The organism is Muribaculum gordoncarteri (genome assembly GCF_004803695.1).
GTDB classification, from domain to species: domain Bacteria; phylum Bacteroidota; class Bacteroidia; order Bacteroidales; family Muribaculaceae; genus Muribaculum; species Muribaculum gordoncarteri.
The window spans coordinates 1,639,286-1,652,094 of sequence record NZ_CP039393.1 but is presented as its reverse complement, the minus strand read 5'-3'; the positions used below and the strand labels follow the sequence as shown (position 1 = coordinate 1,652,094).

Sequence of the window (12,809 nt, the reverse complement as noted above, 5' to 3'; positions counted from 1 at the left end):
GTGATTGGTTTATTGTAGATTTTCATTAAGATAGTCAAGCACTCGCTTCTCGATGGCCACTGCTTGGTCCTGTAGAGAGGATGCTTCGAGCGCCATAGTTTTTACGTAATCTTCGTCCTTGATCGATGAAAGGTTGATGCGCACGTTCATCAAAGCTCCGAGAACTGCCGTGCGTGCGCACATTGTGGCTACGCAGGCATCGGTTACGGCATTCTGGTTGCCGGTGCGTGCTATCACTTCGAGTTTGGGCATGATGGAGATTACGCGGCGGGCAACCTGCATAGGCACTTCGGCTGCATATTTCGTAGCCGATTGTATTGCGGCGCTTCTTGTCGATTTCTCCTCGTCGGTGTCCTTGGGAAGCTTGAATGCGTCAAACACGAGATTGTAAGCATCGCTGTCGCGGTCAATGTCGGCTTCGAGTTCGTTACGTACAGGCTCTATTTCGGCAAGCAATGTCGTCATTTCGGCTTCACGGTCGGCATATTTCTTTCGGCCTATCGTGAGGCGTGTCACCATTTCGCCGAGTGCTGCGGCTATGGCTCCGTTAAGGGCCGAGATGCTGCCTCCGCCGGGTACGGGGTCGTTGCCTGCGGTCTTGTTTAGAAAATCTTTTACTGATAGATCGGTCAACATGGTTTATTCAGGTTAATTGTTGTTATACGAAACAATCCGGCCGCGCTTTACAGTCATGATTACTGAGTTCATGCCGGTGTAATAGGGTAGCGTGTAGTGAGTGTCGGAGTCGAGCATCACGAGGTCGCCGAGCTTGCCCGGTTCAAGTGAGCCGATATATTCGGCTCGGCCTATTGCCGCAGCTCCGTTGAGTGTAAGTGCGGTTATGGCCTCTTCAACCGAGAGGTTCATGTAGATGCATGCGAGGGCGAATGTCAACGGTATTGAGCCGCTGCAGCAGCTTCCGGGGTTAAGGTCGGTGGCCAATGCCACGGCACATCCGGAGTCAATCATTTCGCGTCCGTGGGCGTAGGGCTCGCGCAGCGTGAATGCCGTCAGCGGCAGCAGAGTTGCCACCACATCGCTGTGGGCCATCGCCTTTATGCCTTCATCCGATGCGTGAAGCAGGTGATCGGCCGACAATGCGTTCAGCTCAGCCGACAGTTCGGCACCTCCTGTGGTCACTATCTCGTCGGCATGGATTTTTATGCCGTAACCCATGTCGGCGGCTGCCTTAAGCAGTCGTCGTGACTGTTCCACGGTGAAAACTCCGCGTTCGCAGAATATGTCGCAATTTTCGGCGAGATTTTGCTTCTTGACTTCGGGCAGCATCTCACGTATTATGAAATCGATATATTCGTCATGTCGACCGTCATACTCGGGCGGCAGGGCATGTGCGCCGAGATAGGTTGTGGCTATGTCGACTTTGCGTTCGGGATCATCGTTGATTTCGGCCATTACGCGCAGTTGTTTCAACTCGGCTTCGCGGTCGAGTCCGTAACCGCTCTTTGCTTCGACTGTCGTGACACCCATGCGGCTCATTATGTCGATGAAGTGACGCGTCTTTTCAACGAGCTGTTCGGTCGATGCCTCGCGGGTTGATTTCATTGTGTTGACTATGCCTCCTCCACGCTCCATTATCGACATATAGCTGTCACCACGCATTCGCCACATGAATTCTTCGGGACGGAAACCGCCGAACACCAAATGGGTGTGTGAGTCTACAAATCCGGGCAGAACCACTCGGCCTTGTGCATCGATGGCGGTGATGTCGATGTTTTCGCGCACGTGACCCACATAGTCGATAGTCCCGTCTACTATCGTTATTTCACCGTCGGGTATATGGTGAAGCTCGTTCATCGCTTTGCCGTGAAGGGCCTTGCGACCCTTAGGCGTGAGGATGTTGGCGTGGATTATTCGTAATGTCGACATGGGCGTTTATTCCATTATGCGTGCTTCAAGCACCTGTTGCATGGAGAAGTTTTCGAGTCCGAGGTAGTAGGCCGATGTGTCGATGAGTGCAGCCATGGGCACGAGGCCTATTATTTCGCTGCCGACTACGTTTACTCCGTAACGGCGAGCCTCAAAGCGCACCATCTCCATGGCCTGGTAGAGTGCTGTCTTGGTGTAGTCGGTCATGTTGATCGACACTTGGGTTATGCCGCGCTCTTTAAGTTCCACTCCCATTGCTTTGCAGTAACGCAGGCCACCGCCTATGAAGCGTATCTTCTTGGCTATGCCGTGGGCTATTTCAAGGCTTGGAGTGTCGAGATTTATGTTGTAGGCTACAAGAGGCATGCGTGCTCCTATGGCTACTGTTCCGGCTGTCGGATGGCGTTCGGCCGGTCCGAAGTCGGGATGCCATTCGGGGAGTTTTATCTTTTCGGCCATGCCTTCAAACTCACCCTTGCGCACTGCTGCAAGATTTTCGCGATGAGGTGCCGATGCCGATTTCTCATACAGGAATACGGGAAGATTGTAACGCTCGGCAACCGTTGCGCCTACTTCACGTGACAATGCAATTGCATCGTCCATGGTGCAGCCTTTTATGGGAATGAAAGGCACTACATCGGCAGCTCCCATGCGCGGATGCTGGCCTTGATGGTGATTCAGGTCGATCAGTTGGACAGCTATGCCTATGGCTTCGATTACAGCCTCTTTGAGTGCTTCGGGTTGTCCTACTACGGTTACAACAAGTCGGTTGTGGTCGATGTCATTGCTGTAGTCGAGCAGTTTAACTCCTTCTTTGCTGCGAAACGGGTTTACAATCTTATCTATCTTTTCAAGGTCGCGCCCTTCGCTGAAGTTAGGCACGCACTCCATTATTTTAGTCCAGCTCATTTTGCGTTTTTGTTTAAATAGTTGTTTACTGTGTTGGTTATCAATTCGTCATCGGCTATGTTCGGGATGGTTATGTGGTAATAGTCGCCGTTTTTGTCGTTGAACTCTTGCGATGTGGCCATGGCGTTGGGATTTCGTGCCCATGAACGGCGGGCCACACCTCCCATTACATCCCACAGCATTGACGAGCGCAGTATCTCATCGACGCGCTCCGAGCCGTCGCACACCATTCCGAATCCGCCGTTGATGGCCTTGCCTATTCCCACGCCGCCGCCGTTGTGCAGTGCTACAAGACTCATGCCTCTGGCGCAGTTTCCTGCAAAGCACTGTACGGCCATGTCGGCCATTACGTTGCTGCCATCCTTGATGTTGGAAGTTTCACGGAAGGGTGAGTCGGTTCCGCTTACATCGTGGTGGTCGCGTCCAAGCATGATGGGGCCGACTTCGCCGTTGCGCACCATCTCGTTGAATCGAAGCGCTATTTTCATGCGTCCTTCGGCATCCTGGTAAAGGATGCGCGCCTGGGTTCCCACGACAAGGGCATTGCGCTCGGCGTCGCGAATCCATATCCAGTTGTCCATGTCCTGTCCGCGTCGATTGGGGTCGATGCACTCCATTGCGGCGTGGTCGGTCTTTATAAGGTCGCTGTGTTTTCCGCTAAGGCATACCCAGCGGAACGGGCCGTAACCGTAGTCAAACAGCTCGGGACCCATTATGTCCTCAACGTAGGAGGGCCATATAAAGCCGTCCTTCTCGTCGATGCCGTTACGTGATATCTCCTTTACTCCGGCGTCATATATGGCTTTCATGAATGAGTTGCCGTAATCGAAGAAGTAGGTTCCGCGCTCTACGAGCTGCTTTATGATGTTGAAGTGACGGTGCAATGAGGTGTTGACAAGACGCTCAAATTCATCGCGATCGTCACGCAGTAAACGTGTACGCTCCTCAAATGTCACACCTGCCGGACAATATCCGCCTTCGTATACGGCGTGACATGATGTCTGGTCGCTCAGAAGCTCGATGTGAATGTTGTTGTCGAGCGCATATTGCAACAGGTCCACTACATTGCCGTGATAGGCGATTGAGCGTGGCTCTTTTGCTTCCATTGATTCATGGGCAAGGCGATAGGCTTCGGCAAGGTCGTCGGTTACATATTGAACCCATCCCTGATCGTGACGGGTCTTGATGCGCGATGCGTCGACTTCGGCGATTATAGCGGTGGCTCCGGCAATTTCGGCTGCTTTGGGCTGTGCGCCGCTCATGCCGCCGAGTCCCGACGAAACAAATAAGTGTCCGCGCAGATTGCCGTCCTGCGGCACACCGAGTTTCATGCGTCCTGCATTCAGCAGGGTGTTGAATGTTCCGTGTACGATGCCTTGCGGGCCTATGTACATCCATCCGCCGGCAGTCATCTGGCCATAGTTGGCAACTCCCATCTGTGCTGCGACTTCCCAATCCTTTATGTTGTCGAAAAGTCCCACCATCATGGAGTTGGTTATGATTACGCGGGGTGCTTCGGGCTTCGACTTGAAGAGGCCGAGAGGGTGTCCCGACTCGATTACGAGTGTCTGGTCCTGAGTGAGCTCCTCAAGATATTGCTTTATGAGCCGGTATTGCATCCAGTTTTGGCACACCTGGCCGGTTTCGCCGTAAGTGACGAGCTCATAGGGATAAAGAGCAATGTCGAAACACAAATTATTGTCGATCATCACCTGAAAAGCCTTGCCCTCGATGCATTTTCCTTTATATTCATCGATAGGTTTTGCTTTCAAGTCACCTTGAGGACGATAACGGTAACCGTATATTTTGCCTCGGGTGAGCAACTCTTCCATGAACTCGGGAGCGAGTTGGGCATGAAGTGATTCGGGGATGTAGCGTAACGCATTTTTTAAGGCTGTTTCGGTTTGTGCTTTTGTAAGCCTGTAGCCTCGGTCGGGTGCTCGCCTTATGCCCGGCACAAATTCGGGATATTCGGGGAGCTTGTCGGATAGCGAAAATTTCATGGGTGATATGGTTAATCTTATGCTGCAAACTTACAAATTTATTTTTATACGACCAATAGGGCGATAAAAAAAGAGGTCGTTACGCAGTGTAACGACCTCTTTGGTGACTCCTACAGGATTCAAACCTGTAACCTTCTGATCCGTAGTCAGATGCTCTATTCAGTTGAGCTAAGGAGCCAAAAAACTCTCTCTATTTCAATGTGACTCCTACAGGATTCAAACCTGTAACCTTCTGATCCGTAGTCAGATGCTCTATTCAGTTGAGCTAAGGAGCCTTTCTTGGTTTGCGGTTGCAAAGGTAAGCAACATTTCTGAAATCTCCAAAACTTTTCGGATAAAAATGTGTTGTCACCGTTAAAGTTTTTTGCCCGAGGATGGGCCTGACGGCCACAATGCACTATCAATCAAAATAATGACGGATGACATGGTTTTTACCCGCATCATCCGTCATTGAATTGTAGTTTATGTTAATGCCGTCAATTAATATTTAAACGGAGTGTTCTTTACATAGATTTTGAAATCCTTGATTGCGCCGGGAACATCGCTCTCCATTCGCGGGAGATACTGGAATCCTTCGATGCTGTGGGTCGCTCCGAGGTCAATCACTATGGCGTGGGGGAACGGTGTTCCGGGAACGGTGCTCCAATAGGTCGACTCCTGAAGGTCGAATGTCTTGTCGCCCGAGCGGTTCATTCTTGCCACATCCTCGCTGTCGGCATAGTTTACAATCCACGGCTCGCGTGACAGACGCTCGCCTTTGTCGTCCAATACATACATCTCGGCTATGGCGGCGATATCCTTTCCATTGATTGAATTAAGTGCCTCAAGGCAGATGTAGCGACCGGTCACAGGCTTGTCAAATTTCACCTCCTGCCATCCGTTGCCGGGAGCGAAGCTGCCGGTGTAGACCGGAGTTTCCGATGAAAGCACGAGATTCTGTCCCTCTTCGCGGTGGGTGAGAGGTTTCTGAACAAGCAGCTGGTCGAGGAGCGGTTCACGCAATCCTTCCGACTTTGCTTCCTTCGGGCCTATAATGTCGAATACAAGTATTTCATTTTCGCCTTTCTTGAGCCAGCATCCTGGCATATACAGAGTCTGTTGCGGGCCTATCTCCCAAATGCGTCCCATGGGATGTCCGTTGACATATACAAGACCTTTACCCCATGTCTCAAAATTCAGGAATGTATCCGACGGTTTCTTGACATTGAATGTTCCGCGATATACACCGCGAGGCAGGCGTCCGTTTTCGTCGGGAGTGAAGGTTTCGATAGGATAGAATTCACCAATCGAGGTATAGGTGTCGTAGGTGTCCTCTATATTATATACCTTCCAGTTTTTGAGGTCGCACACAAATCGGTGTCCTTCATTGTCGACGGTGACGGTGACATTGCCGGTTATACCCTTGAAGTCCTTTATTGCGCGGCCGAAGTTGATGCGGCCCATGGCCTCGATGAGTATGTCGAGTGTTGCGCCTTTCTTGCATGCCGGAATTGTGAGGGCTTTCTCGCCGTTGCGACGATCGAGCTTGCCGATGAATTTTCCGTCGACAAATACCTGAGCGTAGTCATGAGGATCGTTAACGGTAAGAAGTGCCGGTTGCTTGAGTTCGGGAAGTGTAGTGCGGTAGAGGATGCTGCCGAATCCCTGGTCATACTCTTCCATGGTGCGTATCTCGGCATCACTCTTAGGCTCCGGCAGATTGGAGAACAACGGTGCCACTTCTGTGAATGTGAACGACGGTATGGCGATGGGCTTGATGAGCGAGGGCACATCGGCCTGCTTCTTGCCGTCCATGTATTTGGCGAGTGTCTTGCGGAGTTCCCAATATTTGGGAGTTGTCTGTCCCGACTCGCTGATGGGTGCATCGTAGTCGTAGGATGTGACATCGGGAGCAAATCCGGGAGAGTTGGCTCCGGCCCAATGTCCCCAGTTGGTTCCGCCGTGAGTCATGTAGAGGCTGAATGATATGCCCTTTGAAAGCATCTCGTCGATGCCGGCTATCATGTCGGCGGCAGGGCGTGTTTCGTGATTGGCTCCCCACTTGTCAAACCATCCGCTCCAGAATTCGGAACACATCAACGGACTGTTGGGTCGTACCTCTTTAAGCTTGGCAAACTGCTGGTCGATGTTGGCTCCGGTGCCGAAGTTCATTGTCCATATAAGGTCGTTAAGTCCGTTGTTCAGGAAGTTGGACGACCAGTCACACTGGAACAGGGTGACTTCGTTGCCGAAGTTCTTGCGCAGCATGTCACGTATTTCCGAAACATACTGCTTGTCGATACCGTAGGAACCGTATTCGTTTTCAACCTGAACCATGATTATGGGGCCTCCGTTGGCAATGGTGAGGTCGGATACCTGATCAGCTACGGCCTTCTGGAATTTGTCGACACGCTCAAGGAAATAGGGATCGGATTCGCGAAGGCGTATATCCTTCTTCTTCAGAAGCCACCAAGGAAGACCTCCCATTTCCCATTCGGCGCATACGTATGGGCCGGGACGCAATATGACTTTCATGTCATTTTGCTCGCAAAGTTTTACGAATTCACGGAGGTCATTCTGTCCGGTGAAGTCAAATTGGTCGGGCTTGGGCTCGTGAGAGTTCCAGAATACATAGAGGCACACTGCATTCATGCCGAGGGCTTTGCACATCTTGATGCGCTGATCCCAGTAGGGTTTGGGTATGCGCGGATAGTGAAGCTCGGCAGCTTTCACTACAAATGGCTCTCCATTGAGCAGGAATGTACCGTCGCCGGCCTCGAAACGCGGTTGATCGGCATAGTCGTTCATGCTCCATCGCTCTTTCCAAGGAATTGTTATCTTGCCGTTTTTCATCGACAACGGCAGCCACACGTAACGCGAGTTTTCAAGATCAGTCTTGTTCCAACGGTCAAACATGGCTACGTAGAGATCTTTCTTGCCGTATACGGGCTGAACATAGGTGCTCTGTGCGTAAAATGTCTTGTCGGCGTCGGTTCCGGTACATGGATTGCCTAATACTTTCCACTGTCCCATTATGGAGTCGGCAACAGCAAGTTCGGCCTGATTGGGGTCCCATCCGGTGCAGCCCGATGACAGCATGTAGTACTTTCCGTCGTGCTTGAACACGGCAGGAGCTTCGCGGCTTGCACCGATGAAGTTGCGGGTAAATCGTCCCGAGGGGCGTAGATAGTCGTCGGTCAGCTCGCTGATATAGAGAGTTGCGTTATTTTCTGATGAGTATAGCTGATAGGCTCGTCCGTCATCGTCGACAAAGAGTGTCTGGTCGCGGCTCATCGCATTGTTGGGACGGAAGCTGCCGAGATATTTGAATGGGCCGGTGGGGGAGTCGCTTACGGCAACACCTGCTGCGGCCTTGCTGTAGTCGGCGCTTTCGACATGGGCCCACATTACAAATTTGCCTGCCTTGGCGTTGTAGATTACTTTGGGGCGCTCAAGTACCTTGCTCGGGTGGAGATCGCTGCTCGCATCTTCCTCGGCGGGAAGAACGATGCCCTCAAAGGTCCAGTTTACCATGTCGGGTGATGAATAGCAGCTCACACCTGTCACATCGGTGCGGTAACATTCCCATGTCGCCCAGTCGGGCAATACGGTTTTGCCTTTCTTGTACTCACCATACCAGTAATATTTGCCGTTATGGTAAAGAATACCGCCGCCATGAGCATTGATTGGGTTTCCGTCGGTGTCGTTCCACACTTCACCGGGGACAATGACATTGTTTTCTATCGGCTTGGCTTCAGCGATTGATGCACTTAATAGCAGGCTTGCTGCTATCGCCAAGTTGCAAAAGAACTTTTTCATGCTTAGAGGTTATTAAATGTTTGGTAAATAAATTGTCTTGGCATCATGTACACAACGTGACAACGATTGCGTTTATGGATTCACAAAGATAATAATAAATTTGAAAATCACCGAATTGACTTGACTGCAAAATATTGGGAATCCATATAAAAAGGGACTGTCCGACGATTGTCGGACAGTCCTTACAGGCATAATTAACTAATTGGTAATTAGTCCAAAAGATGAGAAACCATTTATCACAAACAATCAATCACCGATTTATCATTTTAAGTAAATCTGCCGTTTGTCGTAAATTATTAGTTGTGTAGTATAAGGATATGTAATATAATTTTGAGGTACTATAATATAATTTTGAGGTACTATAATATAATTTTGAGGTATTATAATATAATTTTGAGGTATTATCTCTTCGCAAGAGATTTTTCATTACAAAAATAATGCATTTAATCAAGATTAGCAAATTAATATGCCATTCTGTTGCATAAAAATGTTTACAATTATAGACGATTGTTTCTCAATCTATAACTTTTTGCTGACTAAACGCACTAATTACTAATCAATTGTATCATTTCAAAATCTCTTGCGAAGAGATGCATATTTTTATTTGAAAATCACGCACACATTGCACTTTTCACTGATTGCATCCCTTTTTCTGCTGACACAAATATAGAAGTCGATTTATATTACTATGTATAACGGAATATTAGACCAAGAGTAATGATTGTATGTCATCTCAAATTGTGACGACATCTCCTTACAAAAGTCCAAAAATGTCATTGCCATACTCTGCAAAAGAGTATGGCATACAACTATTGAAGAGGAATTTATACAAGTACTATACGCATATTTCCGCAATTGAGGGAAACATTAACACCAAGAGCCTTAAACGCCCTTGATATTGTATTGATGGTTAAGTTATGTCCGTTCTCAATGCGCGATATTTGTGCTTTCTTTACTCCCATGAGTGTTCCAAGTTCTTCTTGGGTCATGTTTTTTTCTTTTCGAGCTTGCTTTATCGCTTCTCCTATATGGTAGGCATGGATTTCCTCTTTTACCGATGCCTCAAAAGCGTCGCGGCGTGGAGTTCCGACGGTTCCGAGGTACTTATCTTCAAGTTCCTCAATGGTGGTATATTCTAATTGTGCCATAGCTTATTTATTTTTATTGTTGAACCATTCTTTGCGAATTGCTTTCGCTTTGTCTTTATCTCGTTGAGGCGTTTTTTGAGATTTCTTGATGAGTCCATGGGTCGCTATCACAAGTGTTTCGCCGTCATTGTCCCAAAAGGCAAACAGACGGTATGCCATGCCCTGACATGATGTGCGGAACTCCCAAATGTCATCGTCCAACTTCTTGAACAACTCTTTATCTTGTACGCCGAAACGGACTTTACGAATATTGTAAAGAATTTTCTCTCTGACCTTATCAGGGAGTGCGTCGAGAAATTCCCGTGCATCTTTGAGAGCGATGAGCTTGAAAAGCGGTTTATCCATGGTCATTCTTAATTACTCTGCAAAGTTAATCAAAAAGTTTACATAATAAGAAACATTTTGGAGATAATTTTTGTTCGGATTTCCATTTATTCACTAATCGAAAAGTATTTTTGAATGCAACAGTTTAGAGTTTTATATGTTAAAATCGGCATATATAGTCAGTCTGTAATCAAAATTTGCAAAATAAAAATCGCAACCGTTTTGTGATAAAGCGATTGCGATTGAATAGTGTATTCCCATGGGGAGTCGAACCCCAATCGACGGAACCGGAATCCGTTATTCTATCCATTGAACTATGGGAACATTTTGAATGGATTTCATGTGCAAAAGTACGAAAGTTTTTGTAGTTTTGCAAATCAGATAAAACACTTATTTCAATCATGAATGTAAGAATCGACCCTTCTTGGAATAAAGAACTTCAGGATGAGTGGGATAAGCCTTATTTCGCGGAATTGACCGATTTTGTGCGTCAGCAATACCAGGATTCCCGACAGATTGTATATCCTCCTGCTTCCAAAATTTTTGCAGCTTTTGACGAGTGTCCTTTCGACAAGGTGAAAGTCGTTATTCTCGGTCAGGATCCCTACCACGGTCCCGGACAGGCCAACGGTTTGTGCTTCTCGGTGGGCAACGGTGTTGCTCTGCCTCCGTCGCTTGTAAATATATTTAAGGAGGTGCAGGACGACCTTAAGCTGCCTGAGGCGTCGACCGACGGTGATTTGTCGCGATGGGCACGACAGGGTGTGCTGCTTCTCAACTCGACTCTTACCGTGGAGGCTCATCGGCCTACATCGCATCAGGGCAAGGGTTGGGAAACATTTACCGATGAAGTGATAATGCGTCTTAACCGCGACCGGGAGCATCTGGTGTTTATTCTATGGGGCTCCTACGCCATAAAGAAAGGTGCTTTCATTGACCGAAACCGTCATCTTGTGTTGACATCGCCTCATCCATCGCCGTTGTCGGCTTATCGCGGATTCTTCGGGTCGCATCCTTTCAGCCGTGCCAATCAATATCTTGTCCAACATAATGAAACTCCTATAAACTGGCGATGAATAATAGACCTACATTGGAAGAGCGCATTGAACGCGCTCGCGCACTACACGCCGAGGGCTATAATTGCTCTCAATGCGTATTCATGGTATTTGACGACATCCACTCTTTGTCGCCCGATGACGCCGCACGCATTACCGCCGGTCTTGGCGGAGGTGTAGGCGGACAGCATCAGGTGTGTGGAACGGTTTCCGCCATGTCGATGCTAATCGGTGCGTCACGTTTTGGCAATCCGAAGGATAAACTTGCGGTTTACGGAAAAGTGAAGGAGTGCTGCAATAGTTTTAATGAGCGTAACGGGTCAATAGTATGTGCCGAGCTGCTTGCCGACCGAGCTAACCGTAAGCCTTGTTCGCAATACATCGAGGATTCGATAACGATTCTTCATGAAAAACTGAGTGAAGCATGATCCGGCGGTTGTCGTTGCTTCTGTCGGTGATTTTGTCGATGTCACACGCTATGGCGGTCGATACCGGCAATATGGTCACGCCTCGTTTTCGTTCTCTTCAGGTTACGGTTGACGGCAATGAGCTTGCGCCTCCCGTAATAACACTGAACTCTGACGACAAGGTCACGATAGCCTTTGATGAACTGGCCGAGGATCGCAGTTACCTGCGTTACTCACTGGTGCATTGCGATGCTTCGTGGCAGCCGTCGGGACTTGTGGAGAGTGAGTATCTCGACGGGTTCAATCAGGCCGATGTCGAGGATTATTCCTTTTCAAGATCGACGACCGTGCATTATGTACATTACAGCGTGACGCTACCCAATCAGCACATGACGATGAAGTTTTCGGGCAACTATATGATGCGTGTCTATTCCGAGGATGACCCTGATGTTAATCTGTTGCAGGCTCGCTTCTCGGTAAGCGAATCCAAAGTTAGGATAAACGGGGAGGCATCGTCACGCACCGATACCGGAAGTGACAACGGCAATCAGCAATTGAGTTTTACTGTTGACGCCTCGGGTGTCGATGTGAAGAATATGTTGTCAGACTTAAAGGTCGTTGTGTCACGTAACGGTCGCACCGACGATGTTGTCATGCTTGAATCTCCGCAACGCATCAACGGACGAATAGCCTATTACGAGCATTTGCGCAATCTGATTTTCCCCGGAGGCAATGAGTACAGGCGGTTTGAGAACACATCGGTCGATTTCCCGACGATGGGTGTGGAGAGCATCGATTACGAATATCCCTACTATCATGTGACGCTATTTCGCGACGCTCCGAGAGTAGGGGAGCAATACCGTTACGACAGCACGCAGTACGGCCGTTTCAAGGTGCGTGAATATAACTCGGACGACAGCGATGTTGAGGCCGACTATATGATAACGCACTTTATTCTCGACATGCCCGAGTTATATGATTACGACATATATATAGATGGTGACATGACCTGTCGCAGATTCTCGCCTGAAAGCATGATGCGTTACGATGCTGAATCCAACTCTTATCGCGGTGCTCTGCTGCTCAAGCAAGGCGCCTACAACTATCAGTATCTTGCTGTGCCAAAGGGTGGAAAGCGTGGCGTGACATCGGTAATTGAAGGCGACTGTCATCCGACGGTCAACGAATACCTTATAAGCGTGTACTATAGGGAACCCGGTGCGCGATATGATCGGCTTTTGGGTTCCACCGTGATATATTCAGGATATTAAATAATTG

At 48.8% G+C, this 12,809-nt stretch carries 10 protein-coding genes and 3 tRNA genes; 3 read left to right on the top strand and 10 right to left on the bottom strand.

All coding sequences use genetic code 11. The annotated features are described in order from the left end of the window. Positions 1–9 precede the first annotated feature (9 nt). From E7746_RS07325 to E7746_RS07280, 10 genes are all read right to left on the bottom strand, one after another. The gene (locus E7746_RS07325) at positions 10–636 is read right to left on the bottom strand and encodes a cyclodeaminase/cyclohydrolase family protein (protein WP_136410349.1); all 627 of its coding nucleotides are present in this window, start codon (positions 634–636) and stop codon (positions 10–12) included. A gap of 12 nt (positions 637–648) precedes the next feature. Then, positions 649–1,887, bottom strand: coding sequence for an imidazolonepropionase (gene hutI / locus E7746_RS07320; protein WP_136410348.1), 1,239 nt, complete (start codon positions 1,885–1,887; stop codon positions 649–651). A gap of 6 nt (positions 1,888–1,893) precedes the next feature. Further along, positions 1,894–2,796, bottom strand: coding sequence for a glutamate formimidoyltransferase (ftcD, locus tag E7746_RS07315; RefSeq protein WP_136410347.1), 903 nt, complete (start codon positions 2,794–2,796; stop codon positions 1,894–1,896). Beyond that, the gene (locus E7746_RS07310; RefSeq protein WP_136410346.1) at positions 2,793–4,799 is read right to left on the bottom strand and encodes a urocanate hydratase; all 2,007 of its coding nucleotides are present in this window, start codon (positions 4,797–4,799) and stop codon (positions 2,793–2,795) included. The genes ftcD and E7746_RS07310 overlap by 4 nt, the downstream gene beginning before the upstream one ends. Before the next feature lie 101 nt (positions 4,800–4,900). Next, positions 4,901–4,977, bottom strand: a tRNA-Arg gene (locus E7746_RS07305). A gap of 23 nt (positions 4,978–5,000) precedes the next feature. Continuing rightward, a tRNA-Arg gene (locus tag E7746_RS07300) sits at positions 5,001–5,074 on the bottom strand. 205 nt (positions 5,075–5,279) lie between these two features. Further along, complete coding sequence (locus E7746_RS07295; protein ID WP_136410345.1) at positions 5,280–8,597, bottom strand: beta-galactosidase; 3,318 nt, start codon at positions 8,595–8,597, stop codon at positions 5,280–5,282. 824 nt (positions 8,598–9,421) lie between these two features. Next, positions 9,422–9,745, bottom strand: a complete 324-nt coding sequence (locus tag E7746_RS07290; RefSeq protein WP_136410344.1) for a helix-turn-helix domain-containing protein — start codon at positions 9,743–9,745, stop codon at positions 9,422–9,424. A 3-nt stretch (positions 9,746–9,748) separates the two neighbouring features. Further along, the gene (locus tag E7746_RS07285; protein ID WP_123396932.1) at positions 9,749–10,090 is read right to left on the bottom strand and encodes a type II toxin-antitoxin system RelE/ParE family toxin; all 342 of its coding nucleotides are present in this window, start codon (positions 10,088–10,090) and stop codon (positions 9,749–9,751) included. A 231-nt stretch (positions 10,091–10,321) separates the two neighbouring features. Beyond that, a tRNA-Arg gene (locus E7746_RS07280) sits at positions 10,322–10,393 on the bottom strand. A gap of 77 nt (positions 10,394–10,470) precedes the next feature. Here E7746_RS07280 and ung point away from each other — a divergent pair. From ung to E7746_RS07265, 3 genes are read left to right on the top strand one after another with little or no spacing between them, the layout of a single operon-like run. Continuing rightward, positions 10,471–11,145: a uracil-DNA glycosylase gene (gene ung / locus E7746_RS07275; protein ID WP_136410343.1), complete on the top strand. Its 675-nt coding sequence runs from the start codon at positions 10,471–10,473 to the stop codon at positions 11,143–11,145. Continuing rightward, a complete protein-coding gene (locus E7746_RS07270; RefSeq protein ID WP_136410342.1) occupies positions 11,142–11,552 on the top strand; it encodes a C-GCAxxG-C-C family protein in 411 nt (136 codons plus the stop codon). Before ung ends, E7746_RS07270 begins: the two co-directional genes overlap by 4 nt. Before the next feature lie 50 nt (positions 11,553–11,602). Beyond that, positions 11,603–12,802: a type IX secretion system plug protein gene (locus E7746_RS07265; protein ID WP_238337363.1), complete on the top strand. Its 1,200-nt coding sequence runs from the start codon at positions 11,603–11,605 to the stop codon at positions 12,800–12,802. The last annotated feature ends 7 nt before the right edge of the window (positions 12,803–12,809 follow it).